This window comes from Pseudomonas sp. GOM7 (assembly GCF_026723825.1).
Classification (GTDB): Bacteria; Pseudomonadota; Gammaproteobacteria; order Pseudomonadales; family Pseudomonadaceae; genus Aquipseudomonas.
On sequence record NZ_CP113519.1, the window covers coordinates 2707094 to 2729634 of the forward strand.

The following is a 22541-nucleotide window of genomic DNA, read 5'->3' on the forward strand; positions in this document are numbered from 1 at the left end:
GGTCTGCCGGTAAGTAGACTACAGCAGACAGCTAGCCCAACTTGACAGAGCGAGCTCAGGTGCAATTCGACCGAGCGCAGATGGCTTTCGCCATCCAGGCAGGCAATGAGCGGTGAGCTGACACTAGAGCCCGCCATTCGCTCTCGGGTAGTAGTTTATGAAGCTTTGAAACGGCATCACCTACGCTTGCCTTGCCCAGCCAATCCAATGCTCGAATGGCATCCCCCGCTCCAGTAGCGCCAAGAGCCATCAGCCATCGAGGCGCATGCCGAATCGATACGGTGGTCTTGCCAACCTGAAGCACCCTAGAACGTCCGGTGGTTAGGAAGACATACCGAACAGGAACCTGTGTTGTCAGCCCCCATTTATTGGAGACGCTAGCCCCAGTGGCGACTATCAGCTCACTCTGCACATTTGCCAATGAGCGGATGATCATCTCCGGTGCCAGTTTGCGCGCGCCGAACCGAGTTTCGACTGCAGCAATATAAAAGCCCCGAGCAACACGAAACAGCTTTCCACCTTCGACCAGGCGAGAGAGCCCTCGCTGCACAGCATGGCGAGGTCCCTGATGCACGAATCTGCCAGGTGTCAGAACTTCGCCTTCTGGAAGCTGTTGAATAATGTCTAGGATTTTCTCGGGAAGAGCCTTCATTGGCCGGCCAAATGCAGTGAGTGGCCCCTACCGAGAACCGAGAGAGCCTGCGCCCATCTTATGCGGGACAGATCATCGAACAATAGACCTGGCGCTTGGCTCCGTCCTGTGAGTACTGGCAGTCCCTGTGCGAGTAGATCTGGCCTGATGCCGTTTTGAAGTCGTAGCCCAAGACTCGTTCGTCTGGATCATAGACCCTTACCAGCTCGGTCAGCCTCTCCATTGTCCAATCATTGGACCCATTTATCCTTGCGGGCAGCACAACCTGGACTGCCTCGACTAGCGTCCCCTCGGCGCGCTTTTCTAGCATGTGCTCCAGCTCTTCTTCAGTCGGAATCAGAAGCATCGTCCGCCATGAGGTGGTCTTCCGGCGGCGATTGATCACCACGTAAAACCAAGGGCGATGCTCCTCGAGCTCGACGAATCGCCACATTTGGAAGTCATCTCCAAACAACGGCGGATACGCGATTTCAGCGCGCTTGTACGTGAGAAACATCAGTACACCCCTTTTTAAGCTATATATAGCATAGCCCAAGAGACGCTAAAAAGGCTTCATCGTTCCTTTTGCGAGACAGCAAATGGAACTCAATGAAGCGCTTGGTCTGGTGATCAAGAATCTGAGAAATTTGAAGGATCTCCCCCAGGAAGGGCTGGGCCCCAGCCAGAGCTATATCAGTGCAATCGAGCGCGGCAAGTGGAAGCCATCGATTGAAAAGGTTGAGCAGATTGCCGAGGTTGTCGGCATTCATCCTTTGACGCTGCTGGTTCTGGCGTACCAACGGCAGACGCCTGGACTGAAGCCAGATGAGCTGCTGAAAAAGATCCAGCGAGAAATCATGAGTCTTCAGAGCAGCCTGTCACCTGAGTAGGTATGTGCAGATGAAATCGATGCAGGTGGTAATCGAAGACTGGGATGGTGACGGAGCTATTCGCATTCCCGACGAGGTGCTCCAAGAGCTTGGGGTCGACGTCGGGGACAGCCTTTACCTCATTGAAGAGTATGTCGGTACCGCCCGCTGTCTTGTGCTCAGTAAATCGCCACAGATCCCTGATAGGGTTGATGAGCTGGTGAGCACCTGGGAAGCCTCCGCTCCAAAGCCCTCTTCAAAATAATCTGGTTTCGCAATCCCCCTGCAGCTATTCTGTGTGTGCAGCCCAAGAGCTTCCTCTCCCGGGCGCTGTACCGGTGATGAAACTTGGTTCGAGGCGGCCCCTGAGGCCGCCTTTATCATTTCTGCGGGATGAGAACCTAGTCTGTAATTGAGGAGCTGAAAACTGGCCCCATTGCGCCCAGTGGCAAGGTCTCCGACTGCTCTTCTATTCGCCCCGCCAGGAACACATCGTCCTGCGTAGGGAAGTGCCGCAAAAGGAACTTGGCATCTCGCCGTACCTTTTCAGGCAGGCTGCTATCTCGGGACAGTTCAACGAGAAAATCTCGCGTCTTTATCACAGCGCGAGAGCGCTCATTCGGCATTGTCATTTCCGTCTCCATGAATACCAGGACTCCTCTGGCAGCATACGCTTGGAGTCATGACAGGTGGCCGATGCTGACGCAACTGGGCGGCAAGCCAACGCCTAAGATCTCTTGACCGAGAGCAAAAGCAGCGAGTCAGTCAAACCGGTAGTCCGTACTCAATAGAGAGCAACACCTGGTGTACAGCTCGGCCACCGAACTCGGTGCTCAACAGGGAAACGGGCTGCACGTTTCCTAGCGCAATATTTGGCGACGTGAGCCAGCGAGTCGCTGCGGCTTGATCTGCCTCCAAGACGTTCCGAAGCATGTCGACAAGATTCGCGAGCCGACAGAAGGCCTCGCCCTCCGCAGGCGTCATGAGGGAAGCCGCTGGAGTGATGCCGATCCAGCCTGCCACGAGGCAAGAACCAATACCCAGCTCTTCCGCCAAACGCGTGGTTAGCTCAACCGGGAGTCCTGCCATGGTCGCCTGATGCAGGCTCTTATGGCTTTGGGGCAGCCCAAGTCGCTCGATAAGACTTTTCATCATGGCAACCTCTGGTTGTATGTTGGCACCAGCCCGACATCGGCGCTGGTTAATTAATGGACCGTCCAGCACTTTATGTGGAGGTTCATTCGTGCGCTGAGACCGCTCGCGGACCGCAGGTTTTTTTTGCGACACTGCCTCACAGCTCAATCTCTTCGGACAGTATGCTGGGCGGAGAATAAGGCGAATACCCACAACCCATGGAGAAGTAAGCGTGATGGACAACGCTCGTGATCGTGTTACACAGGAAATTGTAGAGGCCGAAGACCTCAAGCTGTTGGCGTCAGTTAACTCGGATGGGTACCTGTGCAGCGGGTGCAATACCCAAGTGTTCCCGCGCTCTTACCGGCCGGAGAATCTATATCGTGCCCACTTTTTTATTCTCGACCCTCACGGCCAGGGTTGTGGGGTCGAGGTAGAAAAGAAGGTCATTGCTCGCGGCAAGCGTGGAAGTGTCCAACACGAGTTGGAGACCTCCCCTGGTTTGTCCCCCGCCCGCTTACAACTGATTGATGCTCGAACGATCGTAGACCCCGCCTTGCCTCGCACGGAACAACGAACGCAGAGCGTTAGTCAGCAGGACGCAACGGGCAACACAGCTCGCAGAGAGGGACGGCGCGCAGCCAACAGTATTCGCCCGATCTGCCGTGCATTTTTGCGCTTCCCCTACGATAGGCATCTCTCGCTTGAAGTCCCCGGCGTCGCCCCGACGACCTATCAAACCGCCTTCAAAAAACTTCGTTCTAAAGGTTTTGAGCGGTTTGCCCAAGCGCGTGTGTTCTATGGCGAGTTGGCATGGTCACAGGCCATCGAGTCACCCGAGCACCTGACCATCTCGCTCAATGCGGGGGAATGGGTAGAAGGAGAGCTTTCGCCTTACCAAGTGCTCGTCCACTGGCGCGAGTGGTCAGCGGTAGCATGCGCGCGCCTCAGGAATGAGCTAGAAGTAGCCCGCAAGGAGGGCATGGACGCCAAGAAAGCCAAGCAAACATCGCGCAGCTATCTCTTCTTTGTTGGTGACCAAGACGATAAGAACCCTGCATTGTTCCATGTGCTAGACCATCGGCTTGTCTGTACCCTGCACGGTGACCTGATGTTCCCTCCGCGAAAGTAATCGCAGCAGGAAGATCGCTGGCGGTGTAGCTACGGCAACTTCTCTGGGCCAGCCAATATTGCACCTCGATGGGCTTGTACCATTGCTCTAACGCATGAAGACAGGCATGGTGCCACTAGTGCAGCTGGTCGACGGGCAAGGAAGGAGTGGTAAGTGGGAAAACCATATCATGCGGAGCTTGATGCTATTCATGCGACCTATGTGTGGGCAACGCAGCAAGTCGTGTTACCCCTCCATCGGTACTTGAGTAGATGGACCGGTGAATACGCCTGCTTCATTGGTTCCGGAGGCTCATATTCAGCAGCGTTCGCAGCAGCTGAGTTACGAGAGATCGCACATGGTTCTCCTACCCGTGCGCTGACCCCGATGGAACTGTCGGCCAAAGCCAGGTTCACTCCTACCTCAAAAGTCATGTTGCTTTCTGCAGAGGGCCGCAATCCAGATGTTCTGGCCGCAGCGACGTACGCAATGCAGTCGGACATGACGTGTGCGGCGCTCACTCTCACCAAAGACAATCCGCTGACCAGGCGCGCTGTTGAGAACCGGGCAACACGAATCTTTTCGCATGAGATGCCCTGGGGCAAAGATGGCTATTTAGCAACGAACAGTCTGATCGCAACAGTCTTGCTTTTGCACAGGGCGCTCTTCCCTGAGGATACCAGTCGTGAGTTTCTAGCGCAGCTGTTTAATGTAGACCGATTGCAGTGGTACCGGGATCAGTGGCGTAGCGATGTGACAGTCAAAGCGATGGGCGGACGTAACTTCATCGTTCTGCACGATCCAATGACTAAGTCTTTTGCTATCGATTTAGAATCTAAGCTCTCCGAGTCCGCAGTGGCCAAGGTCGAGATCGCAGACTATCGTCAATTCGCTCATGGCCGCCATTTACAGTTGGCGGATGGTGCTGACGGTACAGCCGTCATTGCCGCTTATAGTGCAGACTCTAAGGAACTGGCTGAAGCGACTCTAGCTCTTTTCCCCACGGACATATTGACGTTTAAGCTTGAGATTCCTGGTGTCGAACCGAATGAATTGGTTGTTTCTGGGCTAGTTATGGCCACTCTTCTAACCGAAGCCATCGCCCGAGCGGTAGACCGCGATCCAGGGCAACCCACGGTTCCTACTTTTGGCCGGGAAATTTACCGACTGGATAGCAGTCAATATTTCAAGGGATGGAGCCAAGCGGAGAACCGCTACTCGCTTGCGGCTCGCCGAAAGTTCGACCATCGAAGCGTTTCATCAGAAGAGATGGTTCAAGCTGAGGTAGCGGCAAAGATCTATGAAGGCAAGCTGGAAGGAGCCGTCTACAAAGCAATCATCAGTGATTTCGACGGCACATTATGTAATGCAGAGGATCGTTTTAGCGGCATGTGCCCGCGCATAGCAAAGCGGATCCTCCAACTGATCGATGATGGCCTCATCTTCTCAATCGCATCAGGTCGAGGTGGATCGCTTCGGGACGACCTTATTAAGGCTTTCCCTACGGAGTATCACAAAGCAATTTGGGTTGGTTATTACGGTGGTTCGCTACTTCAACCACTTGAAGTAAAAGTCGAGCACCCAACACCGAACACAGATTTTCTGAGCCTTTTGGGCTGGCTAAAAACAACTGCTTACTACCCTCGCTTGAAAAGCTTTGAGGATACTGTAAGAGGCGGACAACTGACCATAAAAGTATCCAGTCCAGAGGAGTCCAGAAAACTCCGCTTGGCACTGCGTACACGTCTCAATGCCGAAGGACTCGGAGACTGGAGAGTTTTTTGCTCTGGCCATTCGATCGACGTATTGGATAGCCGTACCAGTAAGAACAACGTGGTACGGGCGATTGCAGAACGGTTTGGTTTTGACCCACTTACCCAAGCCTTGCGTCTAGGAGACAGTGGCGATGAAGAAGGTAACGACTACGAGTTACTTAGCAAGGGCTGCAGCCTTAGCGCCGACCGTGTTTCTGCATCGTTGACCTCGTGCTGGAACCTCGCGTCTCCGGGCGCTAGTCAAGCAGGGGCCACTCAACAATATTTAGATTTCCTGCAGAAAACTGACAAAGGTTTTGAGCTTCGGTTTTCCAAGGAGGGTGTTGCTTGAAGAGTAAGATTGCCCTGAGGTTGTTAGCTGAACAGCTGGACTGGAGTGACGAGGAGGCAACGGAAGAGTTCTCCGCTCTTCAGTTGATGATCACCCATAAGTACGATGGCTACCAAGGGTTTCAGCCAGCCTCTCGATTCCATGTTGCCTTATTGAACTGGCTTAGTCAGTTCCGGCAGGTTGCCCAGCGTCGTGTTGCCTTCAGCATTATTAAAAAGCAACTGGTGTACATCACTCAGCGCGAGATGCATCACCTCGTAAGCTTGATGATGCCTGAACTGGACAGGCTCATGCGCAAGCAAGTTGCGAAGGAGCTGGGCGTCCAGTTTTACGAGACCTGGACGGATGCTGCCGCAGAACGTCGACTACTGCTTCTCCGTCGCCGAACTATCTTCGTAGGGTTGAGCGATGGTGCGCGCATCGATGTCTTCCGCCGTTATAACGAAGGAAAGATATCCAATGAGCAAGTCGTGCCCTTCAGTGAGATGTCGGACCTGAAATGGGAAAACCTTACAAAAGAGCTCACGGAGTGGTTGATAGAAAAAGAATATAAAGACGAGACACCACATTTTGAGGCCGTATGCTTGGTAGACGACTTTGCTGGCTCAGGTGATTCTCTGCTCCGCCTCGATGAGGAAAAAGGAGAGTGGAAGGGGAAAATAAGCAAATTTTACAATACTAACAAAGCAAAAGTAGGCCAGATCCTCGCCAAAAATTGCCACCTGTATACTCACCATTATTTAGCCTCGTCCCAAGCCGAAAAAACGATCAACGATCGACTTGCGCGCTTTAGCGAGAGCCATGAGGAATTCAGCTACAGCGCCACATATTCCTATGTGCTTCCAGAGTCCATTGTCGTTAATGACAACACGCCCCCTCCAGAGCTAATAGATCTCATCAAAGCTCATTACGACAAGGGTATTGAAGATAAGCATGTGGGGAACGACATCTGGTTTGGGTATAGAAATTGCGGGCTCCCTTTAGTCCTTGAACACAATACGCCAAACAATTCAATTGCCTTGCTATGGGCTGATTCGCCTAATAGCGGCTCTGAAGGCCAACACAAAATGAAGCCCCTTTTCGCTCGACGCAAACGGCACTCGACTAATGGATAATCCATTTAAAAAGCGCGCCACTGAGTATGTGGCCGAGCCAAACACCCTACTCCCTCTTGTCAGCCATGCTCCGCTGGTGGAGTTCTTCACACAAGACGGTACGGAGTTACTGGAAAAGCTCAGCATTGTCGTTGGGACTCCTGGGTGCGGGAAGACCACAATTGCCCGAATCATTGAGTTCGACTCTTTGGCCACGCTTGCGCGCGACCCAGTGGAGATCAATAAGGAATTAGCAATAGCACTTGCTCAGCTCAAAATTTTGCGAGATGGAGCACCGTCGCTGCTGGCCTATCGATTGCCGATGACCACTAACTTCCGAAGCATTTGGGATCTGCCCTATTCGGACTCTATTCGGGCAACGCTTCTGCGGGCCTATGTGCAGTCCAAGGCAGTGCTGGGGTGGTTTAGGCAACTCGAAAGCGTCGAGGAAATAGACCTCGAGCAAATTGTGATTGTGACGCGTAGCGACTCGGAATCTGCGCGAAAAGTCCTTAAGGCCGACTCGCCAAGAGAGTTTCGTGAACATGCGCGGCGAATAGAGCTCGCAGTCTTCAAGGTGATAACCGCGCTAGTAGCACCCAGCGAGCAAGATTTGGCTGAAATCATAAACGAGACATATGACGTTTTTGAATATATAGAGCTTTTCAGGATAAAAGGCTGGCTAACTGGAAAGTCGGATGAATATGTAGACTTACTGCCTATGGCAATAGTCGATGACGCGCATGAGCTTCACCCGCTTCAGTTTGCACAACTCCGCGATTGGCTTAAGCGGCGCAACATAAAAATTGGCCGCTGGGTAATGTGCCGTCCTGATGTTGTGTCGCCTGAAGACTACCGGGATGCTATGGCTAAAGACGTGATAGAGGAAGGCGAACACCGACCGGGCACAACTGGTGGGCGGGACTACATCCTCAAATTGATGCAGCCAAGCCATCGCAATAAGCGATTTATAGGTGTGGCCCGAGATATCAGTACTCGGTATCTGAGTGGAATAAATGACCTTTCGCGTCGCTCTGTTAAAACCCTATCCAGTGTCCTTGATCACAACAGCGTGACCTTGACTGCCTCCCAACTTGAGCAGCTTCGTAAATCTGTAGATAGCCTCCAGCGGGAGTCGAAGCTTTCTGAGTCTGTGATTAGTTCTTTGCGCGCGCGCGTTCCAGAAAAGACACCACCCGACGAGGCGCTTGCTGCATTTCGAATTTTACTCAAGCGTGAATGGAATAGAACCCCCCAACTTGGCCTGCTGGATGATGAGCCAGCGGAAGAGCCGATTACAGGTGATCGCACTGTAAGCCCCTCTCTGCTCGAAGGTGCCCGCCTGCAATTATTTCATGAGTTTGGGCGGCCTTATTACTTTGGGATGGACAAGCTCGCAGACGCAAGCAACAACAACATTGAACAATTCATCCGCCTATCCGGCTCCCTTATCGACGAGCTTATTATGCGAGTCGTTAGAAATAAAAAGCCAGAACTGTCGGCGAAGCTGCAACATGATGCTTTGCGCAAGCTTTCAACGAAGATCATGGACGAATGGGATTTCCCATATCATGCCTTGGTCAAAGATCTCATACACGGAATGGCGTCTCGCTGTGTGGAGCGTACGCTACTGCCCAATGCCCCTCTTGACCATGGCGCCAATGCTATTGGTATTCCTCAGGAAGAAATGGACAAGGTGCTTGCTCGCTCTGAACGCCTTACTCGTGTTCTGCATTTCGCATTTGCCTATAAGGCCTTAGTCTTCGTCCCTCAATATAAATGTAAAGGGCGTGTTTGGTGCCTTTTGGAAATCGGAGCAATTCCAAGCATCGCCTATGGTTTGACTTTGCGCCGCGGTGGCTTCATTGAGGACACTCTCTCTGGCCTGCAGTCTCTGCTTAAGGAGTAAGCATTGTGAAGTTGATTACTCATAAGGACTCTGAGGAGTGTCTCGGCTTTTTCAATGGCTACTTCACCTTGGCCAAAAAAGCGCTTTTTGTGGGCACGCTCGGTTTCAACGACGCGTGCTTGTACTTCCCCAGGATGATCTGCGACCTGCAGTGTTTTGACTTTCTCTTCCTGATCGAAAAGCGCCCCGAAGTTTCGCCGATCCTTGAGCAGTCTGCGGATCAGATCCGAGAAGAGCTGGAGAAGATCCTGAGCCAGCACAGCCTTAGCTTTGAAGCCGTGACCATTATCGCCGAAGACACAGCCAGCATTGCCGGCAGAAACGCAGCGTCGACCTTCGCCAAATGGCTGGCAAACGATTACACCGATGTAATTGTGGACGCAACAACCATGTCCCGAGGCGTATGTTTTCCCTTGGTGAAACAGGCGTACGAGAGCAAGACAAATGCTCATGTAGTGATTGCTGATCGCGCCGTCTCCCCCCTCAAGACAACCGCAATGTACACGGACTCTCCGCAGTACATGCATGGTTTCCAGGCGGACATGGATACCGATGAGGTGATCCAAGCAATCAAGCTTTGGATTCCTCAACTTTCCGAAAAAAACCGGGATTCATTGGACCGCATTTTTCGTAAAGAACGGCCGCAGGAGGTCGCACCAATCCTGCCCTTTCCTGCCTTAGATCCTCGCCGCGGAGATGAGCTGATGCGGGAGTTCCATGACTTGATCCTTACAGATTGGGACGTGAACCTCCTAGACATTATTTATGCCCACGAGTCGGACCCGACGGACGTTTTTGCGACGATTGAGCGCATTCACAATGGGCGGGAGTCCGCCCTCAAGAGCTTTGGTGAAACGCCTCCACGCACCATTTTGTCGCCCAGCGGCAGCAAGATGGGGAGTCTCGGCATGCTATTTGCCGCCATATCGCTAGATTTGCCAGTGGTATACTCTGAGACGATGGGTTACCGATGTGAACAGCAGACGGTTCCGCAGGTCTCAAAAGACAAGCCAGACCGTATGTGGCACGCTTGGTTACGCCGTCCGTAAGGGTTCTCCAGGATGGGGAGGAGAAAATATGTGGCAGCAGAATCGAATTGTCGGTACTGGGCTCTTTGCCCTGGACGTGATTTTAGGAGCGGACTCTCGCCGCTTGGGTTCTGCACTGGGTGGGTCGACAGGTAACGTTTTGTCCATCCTGGGATCCTTGGGTTGGGCCGCTACGCCTGTTGCAAGCTTTGGCCAGGACCCTGCCGGCGAACGACTCTGCAATGAGCTTCAAGCCATTGGGGCAGATCTACGATTCGTGGATATCTCCAGTTCCCAACGCACGAACGTGATCTACCAGCATCAGCTAGCGCCTCAAAGCAGTAGCTCTCCAACACACCGTTTCAGCTTCAGCTGCCCCTGCTGTGGGAAGAAGCATTACCCCATAGTCGAGTGTGACGACCGCATCGTCAACAAAGCTTTGCAGGGGCAATCAAAGACCGATGTCTTCTATCTCGATCGGCCTACCAAGGCAGGTTATGAGCTAGCAAAGTCCTATTACGAATCTGGAGCCTTGGTCGTATTCGAGCCTTCTACTGCCGGCGACGATGAAGATCTTTTCTCCGCAATTCTGCAGAACGTCCACATCATCAAATACGCGGATGAGCGCTTCCATTCGTTTTCTCGACCACTCCCCAGCTCCATTCTGGTTGAGATCCAGACTCTAGGCCCACGCGGGCTGCGCTTCCGTAGTCCGGTCTCCGGCAGCGAGTGGCGCCAGCTATCAGCCTTTCCCCTACCAGAGGTTGCAGACACTGCAGGAGCAGGTGACTGGTGCACCGCTGGACTGGTGTACTCCCTACAGCAAAACCGAGTGCACGACTGGAGTGACCTCAAGGAAAGCGAGCTGGAACACGCGCTGTCGTTTGGTCAGGCGCTTTCCTCAATGAACTGTCTAACCCGTGGCGCTCGAGGGTTGCTGAGGGTTCTTACACCCGACGAGATTCTTTCGTTCGCCCAGCAGCTGTGCACTGGCCGCGACAATCAGGCAAGCGAAACAGCGACAGCCTCGCAACTCGGGAAGCTTGCCCGGCAGAAGACACACGCCATCGCGGTCAGTAGCACGGACCCACTTGAAGTGTGCTGTCAGGCCCGCTGATCTAGTCGACTGACACAGCAGCTTTCCGCGGCTTTTTAACAGCCCTTACGGGCTTTGCTTCTGCCTTGCGAAGCTCGTCGCGAACCTCCATCAGCAGCACTCCGAGCATATTCTTGCCCTTGCCATTGACCTCGCCCCAAGTCCTGTTAACCTCGTTATCAACAGTGGCCGACTCGACGAGTCGGGCCTCACCGGTAGAAAGCAGGAGCGCTTTCAGATCCTCGTGTTGAGTGAACTTGGCCAAGAGAATAGCGCGCATGCGCTCAAATTTAACTTTCGACCAGCCCGGGCGAATGTCCCACCAGTAAAGACCGTGAGCAGCCATTGCCACTAGCGCTGGCGATGGAGCCGCAAGGATCCAATCCCGCACGGCTTCCTTGCGAGGCTTGCCCGCTTGGTAAGCGTGCTCGGAGGTGGGATACACGACATCCTCAAACAACACTTCGCGCTTATACAGGTTACTTAAGGCCCCATAAGGCTTTTCATTTGCACGGTAGAACCGAATTTCCTGCATTACTGCTCCTCACCTAATGACTATCGGCCTGAGGCCAAGCATATGGGTTGCCAAAGCGGCACGCTAGAACGCAAACGTTGTTTTTCAAGTCCGCACCGCTGGACCATCTAACTCCGGATTCTCGGCGCTGAGAATGAGCTGTGGCGTACTCAGCTGTCCCGGGAACACCCCGACGCTCTCGACATAGCGCAAGGCCGACTGGCCATCGCTCCAGCCGACGTATTGCATCAGCGCCTTGAGGTCCCAGCTATTACGCGTGGCCCAGGTGGCAAAGCCACGGCGCAACGAATGGCTGCTGTACAGCTCCCCTGGCAGCCCTGCCGCCTGTAGGACGGCGCGCAGGAGCGGAACGACACTGTTCGGGTGCAGGCCTTCTTCACCCAGATGGCCCCAGCGATCGATACTGCGGAACACCGGCCCCCTCGCGATACCTGCCACGCTTATCCAGTCGACGTAGGCCTGTACGGGACACAACTTGGCCAGCGCCGGCGCGCTGAAGGTTTGGCCATGGCTGTCCCGGTCGCCTTTGCTCCACGGCAGAAAGAGCTGCATCCCCTCCCCGCTCCGCACCTGGATGTGCTCGACCTGCAGGCGGCAGAGCTCATCGCTGCGAAACGCCCGCCAGAAACCAATCAGAATCAGCGCGCGGTCGCGGCAACAGCGCAGCAACCGCGGCCAGTCATCTTCCGCTCGTGCCCTCCCCTCGGCCTGCGACAGCCACTGCACGCACTGCTCAAGTTGGAGGAGCTGCAACGGCTCGGCCTGCTTCTCCTGCCGTGGGTGCAGCGTCCGAATGCCCTTGAGGATCTGGCGGACCAGCGGGGTCTTGGTCGGATCGGGGAAACCTTGGCTGGTGTGCCACTGCGCCAACGCTGCCAGACGCAGCTTGAGGGTGTTGCTGGACAGCGTGGCGGCGTGATCGACCAGGTAACGCACGATGGCATCGCTGGTCGCCGGCAGAAAGCCGCCCCAGGTCACCTCGAAGTGCTCGAGCGCTTGCTGGTAGCTGCGCCGCGTGTTGGCGCGAGTGCCGGCCTGCAGGTACCGCTCGATGTCCTGGCTCATCTGGGCCTATCCCCCTGGTGTACCGGTGAGCGACTGGCAAACGACGAAAAAGCCGCTTCACCTTGGATAATTCGTGATTACCCAATTCTAGAATAGAAGCAGAACAAAAATAAAATTCTTGATAAAGTGCCATGTATCTACATAGTACATACCACAGAACGAAATTGTCAGGAGGCCCACTTATGGCCCGCGGTGGCGTCAACAAAGCTGTCGTGCAGAAAGCCAGGAATGACCTCCTAGCTCGCGGCATTTACCCCAGCATCGATGCGGTTCGCATCGAACTGGGTAACACCGGCTCCAAGAGCACGATCCACCGCTATCTGAAGGAGCTCGAGGCCGAGAGCGAGCCGACCTTGTCGGGGGATTCGCTGAGTGGACCGCTGACAAATTTGATGGGACAGTTGCTGGACCAACTGAAACAAGAGGCGCAGCAGTCCGTGGTCGAAGCCCACGAAACGCTGAGGCGCGAACGCTCGGCGGTACAGCAGCAGTCGGCCGTATTCGAGGCCCGAATGCGAGACCTCGAATCACAGAGTTCGAGCCTGGCGCAGCAGCTACAAGCAGCTCAGGAGCTGGCTCTTCGAGAACAGCAACAGCGGCAAGTTATCGAAATCGACAACGCTCGAATGGTTCAATCCCTTCGGGATCTGGAGGTGCGCGTCAAAGAGCGCGATGAGCGCATTCAGTCGCTTGAGGACATGCATCAGCACGCTCGTGACGGCATGGAGCATTACCGCCAAGCCAGCAAGGAACAGCGAGAACAGGAGCAGCGCCGCCACGACGCTCAGATCAGCCAGCTTCAGGCCGAGGTACGCCAGCTGCAACAAACGCTGATGATCAAGCAGGACGAGTTGACTCAGCTGAACCGTGACAATGCACGAATGGTCACCGAGGCGCGGCAGCATCAGAAGGATCAGCATGCACTGGAGCAGCTCCTCTCGCAGAGGGATCAGGCTTTGGTGAGCACTCAGAGCGCTCTAACCAGTATGGGGCGTACGAATGAAACGCTGGAGCAGCGATGTCAGGCCCTGCAGGGAGAGGTGGCTCAACTCGATGAGGCCCGCACGGTGCAAACAGAGCAAGTACAGACCCTGGAGCAACAGCTAGCCAAAGCTACTGCCCAATTGAAGGCGCTTGGACATTTGCCACCGCCAGTCCAAGAGCCGGCGTTTAAAAGAGTTAGTACAGGCGACTGCCCTAATCAGTCCTCGGCTAAGTGACAACTATTGGCCCGTAACAGGACATGAATGCCAACGAAAGACAAATTGCGAGAGATGCTCGCGGGCCAGGCAAGGGAATTTCAGCACGCCGGCGGTGAGGTAGTTCTTTATGCCTGGCAGCGTCCACCTTTGGCGAGAGAGATGGCGAATCGGCGTCTGAGCAAGGGGAACCGCACCATCCACCATGAGTTGAATGGGATCTATGGCCATCGCCGAATCAAAGCCGAGTTGGCAGCCATGGGGCATGCGTGTGGTGCCGCTGAGGCTGAGGGTGTTCTGTGACCGTAAGACAGCAATAATGGACGCGCATACCGGTCTGGGCCGTGGGCCAGGTGCAGCCGAGGATCGCACCTACAATCGACGCAGTCAGAGCTAAACTCAGATACGAGCATGCGTGCGCTGCGAGGTCATGCCGCTTTCACAACAGCGAGCGATCCAATAATGAGCCAGCCAGCCGAAGATATACCAAGGGCAAGTGATGCGGAACATTTCGCTTTGGACTTTCCTTACCGAAAGTCGGTGAAAATCCGACGCGACCTGAAGCACTTTGATCTTTGGTTGCAAGCAACCTACGAAATCACGATCGATAGGCCAATCCCTTTAGCCTTTATCTACAAAGACTTCTTTCTCAGCCACGTCGCGCTTTATCCATGCCCGGCGATGCCAGGGCGTTTACTATCAGCGAACCTGGAGAATAAATTGCTTGGGTCAGGGTTACTAAATGCTGATGAGCTTAGTTGTCAGCAAGTAGCCTCGATGGTTTTATCCGTCATCCGGTGGCAACACCATCGATACAAAGCAATAGATGCTCACAAACTACTGCACGAGTTGCTCCCTTTTTACCGACAGTTCCGATGGGTGACGCGCAACAAAGTGTTCACTTATAAATCGGCACAAGAGTCTGCAAGAGTTCTAAACGTCTTCCGGCGCCATTTGGCGCAAAGCCCTCAAGCCGAGCGCGACCTTGCCTTAATCTTACTGACCTGGGGATATGACTTTAGCCCATCCGAGCTTGTCCAGTTGAGCTTTGATAGCATTCAAATAAATCGCAGACCTCTAGAGTGGATGTATCACCGCGCCAACGGCAAAGTGAAGCTGGATCATATGACAGCTGTAAGCACCTTTACCCTCCTTTGCGAAAATGCTGACTTGATGGATTTACAATCCCACTGGCTTATGAATCGCAGGGATGGGGCGCACTGGCGTGCCCTAACCGAAAATGAGGTTGAGATAATCCTGGAGCGCCATTATCGATATGCGGGCGGTTTATATGGATTTGAGCATTACTACGTCCCCGAAGGGCCATCAACACCCGACCTCTTGCCCCAAGAGGAAGCGGCATTTACCAAGGCGTTAAAAAGGTTCACCAAGGACCTGTTTGCTGGTCAGAATTCGACTGAAGAGGAGGATGAAGATGATGACTGGGATGCAGCCGTCCGAAAAATATCACTACAGCGAAGCTCAGCGGACGAAGGACCACCGGTGAATGACGAGCAAGTTGATTGGGATACGGTCATCAAGAATAAAAGTTCAAGCGTTGATTAGACGGAAAACCTTTTGCAAACTCTGGCCATGAAGAGACCTTGCCTCGGCAGATGGTAATCCTGAGTGACTTTCATTACGATCCGTATTCCATGAATGAGCCGATATAAATGTCATGCTCGGTGGACGACCACTCTGTTCACTGAAAACTACAGCCCAACATACGGGGTGCAAAATTCGTCGATATGGAACATCGGTGCAGTCCGGCGCATCTACGCCTTGGGTCAACAACTGTCTCTGCTCCATCTGCCGTTTGAGTAGAGTGACAACTTCACAGCCCAGCATTTGTCGAAGCAACCAGCGCTCGGCTTCAGGACTTGTCTGCCGGAACAGGCTATGCCTTTTCTTCTCCGCTATCCATGCAGCCATTTTCACCCTGCTGCTATGCGCCGAACGCAGTAATTCACATGGCACTTTAGCCTGGCGCCAATAGCATAACCAATCAATGTAAGCGAGCACAGTATAATAGTTAGCAGGCAGTAAAACCCCCTGAACGTCACGCCACAATAGCTCTAAAGATTTGTCAGTTAAACGAATTTCAGCCAAATGGTTTTTCTTGATATTTCTGAAAATCGACTTCGAAATACTAACCAACTCATTGATTAGGATTTCACTCTCCACCCCTACTTCCTCTTGATTTGCCCTAGAGAAGCGCGAGAATGTAGGGTACTGGCGCAGCGCAGATTGGAATGAATGATCACAGGCCATTACTTGCAGATTAGAAAATAGGTCTGCCTCCACTCGCGTAAACTGCTGAACGGAATGCGACAGCTGCAATACATTATCGCAATGAAGATCTGCTGGGCCGACGATATCGAACACAAGGTGCTTGTTCTCGCCACCCAGCATCCTATGGAACTGCCGCAAGCGCTGCATACCATGAGCGCTGATGAACCGTAACGATTGAGGATCACGCCCACATCCAAGCTGGCGACCGCAGCGCCAACAGCCATAGGGATGCTTGAATAAGGCAGCATTAAACTTGTAACTCACAAGTGCAGCGCAGTGCGGGCAATGATTAAGCAAGTCAACAGAGTGTACTGGGCATGCCTCAATGAGCTGATATTGAAATAGCGTGTAATGCCGGCCTTGCGACAAACAAATGGGGCAATATCGAAGCTCAGAAGCCACATGTCTTTCAGGGTCAATAAAAGTTGGCGAAAGAAATAAAGACTTGGCCTGCGTCAGGCTCAGGCCAAATAAGCCTTGTAGGCCAGTCACTCCCAAAGACTCAACATAAGCTAAATGCCTGCAATGTCTATTGCCGGATATTTGAGGGTTACAATGTTGTTTGATGATTTCAATCAGAGCCCCGCCAGCAACAACGTTGAACAATCCAAACCTGGAAAGAATTGAATAAACTGACTCGTATGGAATATATCGCGGCCTTATCCCGCTGTATCTCTGTTTAGAACGCAACAGCTCGTCACGCAGAGTAATGATCATGTCTAGGCTAACGTATTTGCTATTTTAGAGTTGCGGGTGGCAACCGCGAACCAGGACTCTTCAATGAGCGACATACAGACCGCCGGAGAAAGCGAGAAACTCGCGCTATCACTCTCGCAGTATTCAGTCAGGAGGATTTCAATGGTTTTCGTAAAATACTTCATCGGAATCTCCATGTCAGCCTTGATCCCTAGCCCCTTGTAGGACTCTTTGAATGCATCCCAGAGCATATCTCCATAATCTTGCAGTCGAAGTCCGGCGGCAAACGCTTCAGGGAAGAAGAAGCGCGTATAGGGCCAATTACTTCCTTCCGGAAAGACGGCGCTATCATAATAGCCAAGGCACTCTACGAAATCCTCTTTGTCACGAATTCCCCGAAATGAGTGTTCATACAGAAGGAACCGATTAACTATGGCCTCCCCCTCTTCACCAGCTTTTAGCAAAGTTTCTTTATGGCCTAGCAACTGACTCTGCCCCACCAAGATAGGCAACAACGTAACACTTTTCTCCATTAGGGCATTGTATAGATCTTTGATCCAGTCATAGTGAATCGGCAGCAATCTTGATGCTTCATCAATGAATAAAATAAAAACCCTACGGGGATCATTAAACGCTGCATCAATAATAAAATTCTTTAATCTGGATTTTTTGATGCTAATGCTGCAATGATCTTCCCATTTGGCATGCCCAACGACCTCCAGCAAAGAGGTATAGAAGCCGCCCTTACTGGGCGACAGATCGCGCTCAGCGAAGAATATAGCCACTGGAATACTTGGAAAATCAATACTTAAACATTGCCTGCAGTACAGCATTGCTCGCGTTTTACCGTAGCGGACGCGCCCATAAATAACCAACCCTGAGTCGAGTCGCTTAATGGCTTTCAGTACCATCGCATAGGTTTCACCGATGGAATAAGTAGGAATTAAATAAGTCTTACTACTTACTGGATGTTCTTCAATTCGGATTGGCCGTATATCTTTGATATCCATACTCCATCCTCTCAGAGCGTGAAGACCTTGGTCAACTTGACACGCTGATGATTAAGTCTCTCTGGCGTATCACCGTCACGGCCCTTAACTGAAGATGGATCTTCACTAACACGCCCCGTTTCCTTGTATAAGGTGGTGGCGACTCTTCGCGAAGTGTCACCAGTAGCCAATTTTAAACGCCGAAAAGCCTCAGTTGGTGTTTCATTACGTGCAAATTGAAATTGCCCCTGCTTCGTAGCCTTCCATAACTCGCTTCGAACTTTGAGACTGTGCGGTTGTAAGTACCAAGGGTGGGGGGCTCTTAGAACTCCCACAAAGGTGCCGTCTTCATCTAATAGCCGAAGAAATGAAACGTCTTCACGTGAATACTCTACAAACATGTGCCTGCCAACGGAGTCACTTCTAAGGACGTCAGGGTTTTTATACTTTAGATATGCAAAGTTAACGTAAGCACCACCGTATTTTGATGAGGTTCGAACGACCACCGATTCCCGAGCCATTGAAAATAAGGTCGGATCCCTGAGAGCGTCAGGCAATGTGTTGGGTGGAAGAGAGTTCTGAGCGCCACAAAGACAGAACACCCCCAGTGGTGAATGACCTTGCAACGACGAGTGGGGCCGACCATTGTAGTCAGAGATCAAAATATCAATGGTACTTTTTAGCTCTTCTAGTGTAAGCAGTAGCTTCAGCGGGTTCTTCGACTTGGGAGATAAGCGTTCAATTATTTTATCTCGACTATCACTGCCGGTCGTGCCAATAATCCTATGCGAATAATGCTGCACAACAAACAAAAAGAATCGCTCAATAATGGCTCGATCATTAGGTGTATGAGGGCGGCCAAACTCAGCAACACACCCTACTCGATCATGAAGAACTCGGACAACATTCGTGGCCTTATGGGCCCAAGCATTATCAAGCTTGAGAGTTGACCAAGTTTCCCAAGCGTAGCCGTGCTCACTTGGGAACCCTCCTGCGGTCGAATAATGAACATTTGGCGTGATCAGGGGCTGCTTTTGATGAGGTGTTAAGCTGTTGAATATAGCTTTTAAAAGATCAATCTGGTCGTACGTATGGCCTAAAGCAATGGAGTATCCCAGTACACAGCGCGAAAAGACATCAATGAGTAGTATTAGCCAAACTCTTAAGATTTCGTATCTGATTGGCTGTCCGAAACTGTCTAATTCTTCAATGACCAATCGGATGTCGAGCATGTGGCCGTCAGTCTCTACCTGCTGCAGAATATCGGTAGGAGGCACATTGTAATTTATGTCAGAGGCATTCCTTTCTTTTTCATCTAGCGCCTTCAACTCTTTGCTCTTCGACCTTAGATGTTCTCTCAAGGCTGAGCGGGCGAGTGTCTTTCGGTTGAATGGATATTGATCATTACTGATCGACAATGATGTGCAATGCACTAAGAATGCATTATGTATAACGTCGAAGCTAACGCCACCTTGGCTCCTTGGCTTATAATTTCGAGCGATTTTTTCCAGCCAGGACTTTATTTCAGGATGATCAGCTATTAGTTTGCTAAATGCCCCGGCATCTCCTTGAGTCACTCCATCATTCGAATAGCCTAGATCTTTCTCACGATTATATTTTTTCTCGCCAATGCGCCTATATGGTATGGCTCCTTTGAAGCCAATAACCACTCCATCCGTATCCAATGCAAGACATCTATTAATGGATCTGTACAGTGTTGCTCGCGAAAGACCATACGCATCTTCTATCTCGCGCAGGGTGGCTCCATTCTTTAGATAAGCTCTAATTGCTTTAATTCTGTTATCTGTTGCCTCTCTTATATCCTCGGCAATAAGATCAACATCTATACACCTCCACGCATCACATGAATTCCCAGCAGCAAGGAACTCACGGCGAGAAAAGCGAGTGGAGTCATTCATGTCTCACCCGGATGACATCTAGCTGAGTTAATCCACTGATTCTTTTGCATCGAACATCAAATAGCCCTACCCTGCCCCGCCTGACAAGCTCAAACAGCAGCGCCGCTGCGCCTTCGCCATATCTAGCCTGCAAGTCATTAACTGAGTTGCTTATTGCTCCCTTGCTTCGATCAATCGAATGAAATGCAAATTCAAGATTCTTCTCAGTGAAGATCTCTCTATATTTGTTAATATACGACAACATGCAAAGCAAATTTTCTGCGTACGTCTGCTCTTCACTCAGGCATTTAGCCCCTAAGAATTCAGCTTTGATATCGCAGCTATCGCAATACTCGATTATCTCAGCTTCAGTATTTTCGGTGACTTCACGCCTGGAAAAGATAAAATGTAAAACGCCATGCATTTCGTACTGAATTGCAACTGATACTTTTTTGCTCTCCAAATTTAAAGTAGCCTGATTTACAAGCACTTCTGTGGCAAAGGGATTAAACTCTAGCCCAGCCCAGCGCCAGAAGCTCGGTCGACAGTAAAGCCTTACCTGGGTATTCTGCTTAGGGCTGTATGCCAGAAACTCAGGCGCGCCCGCCGGCCTACCCCTTGCTTCCAATGTAATAAAGGCTGCCATTTGTATGGCCTCTCAGCTTGTGCACTATAATTCCCTGGCAAATTAGCAGCTTACAAAAGTTTCATATTTGCAGAGCGAGCGTTAAAGTTTCAAATTCTCAAGAATTATGGTGGGAAATTCTGCGCAACTCAGAATCTTTGGAGATAAGAAGCAGATTGGTAATAATTAATTGAATTGAAAATCGCCAAAGGCTATTCAGTCAAAGTCGCTTTTAGCGACTGGGGGAAAAGTTTCAAATTAATTTGTTTTCACTATTACGGAGTCGCAAGCAAAGCCCCGACCTAAAGCCCCGTCTGGCGCCTAGCACGCTGACGTGGTCAAGGTCTGATCCAATCTTCTGTTTTGCGTCTGTCCGCAACGGAGCCACGACTTGCAGAGGTTCGTTCCCCCTTCTACGCTTCTCTCGGACTTGGAGATCTGAGTGATGACTGTACGGTCGGTAGATGACGAAATTTTGCGCTTCCGTATTGACGGCCAGAAAAAACCTGGAGCAATATGCCGCCAGTCAAGTAGGGGTTTTCCAGTATGAATTCTAACCTTAGGGATGAGGGCTTCTCGGATGGATACTGCTTCGTGCACGAAAGTCGTCAACAACGGTGCCGACGGAAAACGCTTTCTCATCGCCATCACCGGTGACGGTTTCACCTCCAGCCAACTCGACGCCTTCCACCAGGCCGTCACCACGCTGATCAGCGGCCTCAACGCCATCGTGCCGATTTCCTGGCGCCTGCAGGACGCGATCAACGTCTATCAGCTCGACACCCTTTCCAACCAGTCCGGCTTGTCGCCGAACAGTGCTTTTGGCACTGCTAGCTGTGGCACATCTGCCAGCAACCTGAGCGCCGACCCGACGAAAGTCAGCAACGCCCTGAGCGCCGCTGGCCTCACCTGGCATCTGGCCGTGGTCATTGCCAACACCAGCAGCGCCGGTGGCAGCTTCGGTGGCAGCCTGTGCACCCTGACCCTGGACAGCGGCAACGTGGCCTTGCTGGCCCGGGCCATCGCCCATCTGGTGGCCGGACTCGGCGTCGAGTACGCCACCCAGTCCGGCAGCTACCCGGACATCGAACCCAGCAGTCCCAACCTCACGACCAGCCTCAACGCCGCTTCGCTGAAGTGGAAGCAGTATCTGACCCCCGGCTTCACTGCCCTGCCCTCCGACCCCTCGGCCAATGGCTGGCAGCCGTGGATGATCGGCGCCTTTGAAGGCGGCGGCAATTACGCCAAGGGCATCTACCGGCCCAGTCAGAACTGCCTGATGCGCGACCCCACCGCCGGCTTCTGCCTGGTCTGCTACCACGAGTTGCTGAAGGCTTTCGCGCCCTATCACCAGACCACAGGTCTGTCCTGGCTGGCCAGCCAGAGCGGCGTCGGCACCTGGTCGGCCGTGAAGGCCGTGTCGCCGCCGGTGCAGCCTTCGCCGGTTCAGGCGCTGGCTACCACCAGTCTGGCCAGCCGGCTCTTCGTCTTCACCCTGGCCAATGGGGTCATCGGGCACAACTCGGCTACGGTGGTCGGCAACTGGGAAAGCCAGCAGCCGATTCCCCTGAGCACCACCAATGTCGGCCAGGTCGGCGATATCGCCGCGACCCTGGCCGGCAGCGTGGTACTGGTTGCCGCCCTGTCCGGTAACCAGGTCTGGCTGGCCAGTCAAGCGGCCGGTGCGGCGTGGAGCGGCTTCAGCGCGATTCCCTCAAGCGGCCTGCCGGCCGGCTGCACTCGAGTGGCCTGCGCGGTCATCAACGGTCAACTATTCGTCTTTGCCTCCGGCAGCAAGGGCATCTGGCTCAGCGTGCGCAACGGCGCTCAGGTCTGGGACAGCAGTTGGAGCGAGATAACCACTCGCTTGGGGCTGGACGCCGGTTCGACGATCGACTGCATCACCGCCGGCGCCGCAGTGCAGGGCCAGTTCGTTCACCTCTTCGCCGCCCAGGGCAGCACCCTCAAGCATGCCAAGGTCAACGCCGCGTGCGCCTGGCTGGCTGCGGAGAACGTCGCCAGCAGCGGCCTGACCCCGGCCCTCGATCTCAACTGCGCGGTTCGCGACGAGGGCTACGTGTTCCTCGCTGCCGCCACGGCCAAGGGGCCGATGAGCGCGACGCGCAATGCCGTGAGCTGGCCCAGTGCCGCTACCCCCCTTTCCGCCCTGCCGAGCACGGTCAGTCGTGTCTCGGCGGGCTTCCTGTCCGGCACGCTTTTGGCCGCGGCATCCTGACCCACCCACACAGCAAGGCCATCATGGA

At 53.0% G+C, this 22541-nt stretch carries 21 protein-coding genes; 11 read left to right on the forward strand and 10 right to left on the reverse strand.

Annotated elements, in window-relative coordinates; all coding sequences use genetic code 11:
• Window positions 1–55: 55 nt before the first annotated feature.
• A complete protein-coding gene (locus OU800_RS12290) occupies window positions 56–652 on the reverse strand; it encodes a DUF6088 family protein (protein ID WP_080558749.1) in 597 nt (198 codons plus the stop codon).
• Window positions 653–710: 58 nt separating this feature from the next.
• A complete protein-coding gene (locus OU800_RS12295; protein WP_197432171.1) occupies window positions 711–1148 on the reverse strand; it encodes a hypothetical protein in 438 nt (145 codons plus the stop codon).
• Between the two features lie 82 nt (window positions 1149–1230).
• Here OU800_RS12295 and OU800_RS12300 point away from each other — a divergent pair, with 82 nt between their 5' ends.
• Window positions 1231–1521: a helix-turn-helix domain-containing protein gene (locus OU800_RS12300; RefSeq protein WP_013715607.1), complete on the forward strand. Its 291-nt coding sequence runs from the start codon at window positions 1231–1233 to the stop codon at window positions 1519–1521.
• Window positions 1522–1531: 10 nt separating this feature from the next.
• Window positions 1532–1765, forward strand: a complete 234-nt coding sequence (locus OU800_RS12305) for an AbrB/MazE/SpoVT family DNA-binding domain-containing protein (protein ID WP_041769753.1) — start codon at window positions 1532–1534, stop codon at window positions 1763–1765.
• 136 nt (window positions 1766–1901) lie between these two features.
• Here the strand turns inward: OU800_RS12305 and OU800_RS12310 are convergent, their stop codons facing one another.
• Both OU800_RS12310 and OU800_RS12315 read right to left on the reverse strand, forming a co-directional pair.
• On the reverse strand, window positions 1902–2144 hold the full coding sequence (locus tag OU800_RS12310) for a BPSL0761 family protein (RefSeq protein ID WP_041769455.1): 243 nt from the start codon (window positions 2142–2144) through the stop codon (window positions 1902–1904).
• Window positions 2145–2265: 121 nt separating this feature from the next.
• Window positions 2266–2655, reverse strand: coding sequence for an antitoxin Xre/MbcA/ParS toxin-binding domain-containing protein (locus OU800_RS12315; RefSeq protein ID WP_049792475.1), 390 nt, complete (start codon window positions 2653–2655; stop codon window positions 2266–2268).
• A 214-nt stretch (window positions 2656–2869) separates the two neighbouring features.
• Between OU800_RS12315 and OU800_RS12320 the strand changes: the two genes are divergently transcribed.
• The 6 genes from OU800_RS12320 (at window position 2870) to OU800_RS12345 (ending at window position 10999) form a co-directional block, all read left to right on the forward strand.
• Complete coding sequence (locus OU800_RS12320; protein WP_041769454.1) at window positions 2870–3766, forward strand: hypothetical protein; 897 nt, start codon at window positions 2870–2872, stop codon at window positions 3764–3766.
• Window positions 3767–3919: 153 nt separating this feature from the next.
• Entirely contained in the window at window positions 3920–5851 is a 1932-nt protein-coding gene (locus OU800_RS12325; RefSeq protein ID WP_013715606.1) for an HAD family hydrolase, read from the forward strand.
• Complete coding sequence (locus OU800_RS12330) at window positions 5848–6966, forward strand: phosphoribosyltransferase-like protein (RefSeq protein WP_041769453.1); 1119 nt, start codon at window positions 5848–5850, stop codon at window positions 6964–6966. The genes OU800_RS12325 and OU800_RS12330 overlap by 4 nt, the downstream gene beginning before the upstream one ends.
• Window positions 6959–8854, forward strand: coding sequence for a hypothetical protein (locus OU800_RS12335; protein ID WP_013715605.1), 1896 nt, complete (start codon window positions 6959–6961; stop codon window positions 8852–8854). The genes OU800_RS12330 and OU800_RS12335 overlap by 8 nt, the downstream gene beginning before the upstream one ends.
• A 5-nt stretch (window positions 8855–8859) precedes the next feature.
• On the forward strand, window positions 8860–9903 hold the full coding sequence (locus OU800_RS12340) for a hypothetical protein (protein WP_041769452.1): 1044 nt from the start codon (window positions 8860–8862) through the stop codon (window positions 9901–9903).
• Between the two features lie 28 nt (window positions 9904–9931).
• Window positions 9932–10999, forward strand: a complete 1068-nt coding sequence (locus OU800_RS12345) for a PfkB family carbohydrate kinase (RefSeq protein ID WP_013715604.1) — start codon at window positions 9932–9934, stop codon at window positions 10997–10999.
• Window position 11000: 1 nt separating this feature from the next.
• On the opposite strand, the gene OU800_RS12350 is transcribed toward OU800_RS12345, so the two are convergent.
• The gene (locus tag OU800_RS12350; RefSeq protein WP_041769451.1) at window positions 11001–11513 is read right to left on the reverse strand and encodes an NADAR family protein; all 513 of its coding nucleotides are present in this window, start codon (window positions 11511–11513) and stop codon (window positions 11001–11003) included.
• Window positions 11514–11597: 84 nt separating this feature from the next.
• Window positions 11598–12578 (reverse strand): site-specific integrase, encoded by a 981-nt coding sequence (locus tag OU800_RS12355; RefSeq protein WP_061239408.1) that lies wholly within the window; start codon window positions 12576–12578, stop codon window positions 11598–11600.
• Between the two features lie 182 nt (window positions 12579–12760).
• Between OU800_RS12355 and OU800_RS12360 the strand changes: the two genes are divergently transcribed.
• Both OU800_RS12360 and OU800_RS12365 read left to right on the forward strand, forming a co-directional pair.
• Complete coding sequence (locus OU800_RS12360) at window positions 12761–13798, forward strand: DNA-binding protein (protein WP_268177575.1); 1038 nt, start codon at window positions 12761–12763, stop codon at window positions 13796–13798.
• Between the two features lie 390 nt (window positions 13799–14188).
• Window positions 14189–15343, forward strand: a complete 1155-nt coding sequence (locus OU800_RS12365) for a hypothetical protein (RefSeq protein WP_137006966.1) — start codon at window positions 14189–14191, stop codon at window positions 15341–15343.
• Here the strand turns inward: OU800_RS12365 and OU800_RS12370 are convergent.
• From OU800_RS12370 to OU800_RS12385, 4 genes are read right to left on the reverse strand one after another with little or no spacing between them, the layout of a single operon-like run.
• Window positions 15329–16786: a TniQ family protein gene (locus OU800_RS12370; protein WP_013715599.1), complete on the reverse strand. Its 1458-nt coding sequence runs from the start codon at window positions 16784–16786 to the stop codon at window positions 15329–15331. The genes OU800_RS12365 and OU800_RS12370 overlap by 15 nt on opposite strands.
• A gap of 2 nt (window positions 16787–16788) precedes the next feature.
• On the reverse strand, window positions 16789–17775 hold the full coding sequence (locus OU800_RS12375) for an ATP-binding protein (RefSeq protein WP_041769449.1): 987 nt from the start codon (window positions 17773–17775) through the stop codon (window positions 16789–16791).
• An 11-nt stretch (window positions 17776–17786) separates the two neighbouring features.
• Complete coding sequence (locus OU800_RS12380; protein ID WP_013715598.1) at window positions 17787–19673, reverse strand: DDE-type integrase/transposase/recombinase; 1887 nt, start codon at window positions 19671–19673, stop codon at window positions 17787–17789.
• Window positions 19666–20298, reverse strand: a complete 633-nt coding sequence (locus OU800_RS12385; protein WP_045736087.1) for a hypothetical protein — start codon at window positions 20296–20298, stop codon at window positions 19666–19668. The genes OU800_RS12380 and OU800_RS12385 overlap by 8 nt, the downstream gene beginning before the upstream one ends.
• Window positions 20299–20857: 559 nt before the next feature.
• On the opposite strand from OU800_RS12385, the gene OU800_RS12390 reads away from it, so the two are divergent.
• Window positions 20858–22513, forward strand: a complete 1656-nt coding sequence (locus tag OU800_RS12390; protein ID WP_268177577.1) for a M64 family metallopeptidase — start codon at window positions 20858–20860, stop codon at window positions 22511–22513.
• The last annotated feature ends 28 nt before the right edge of the window (window positions 22514–22541 follow it).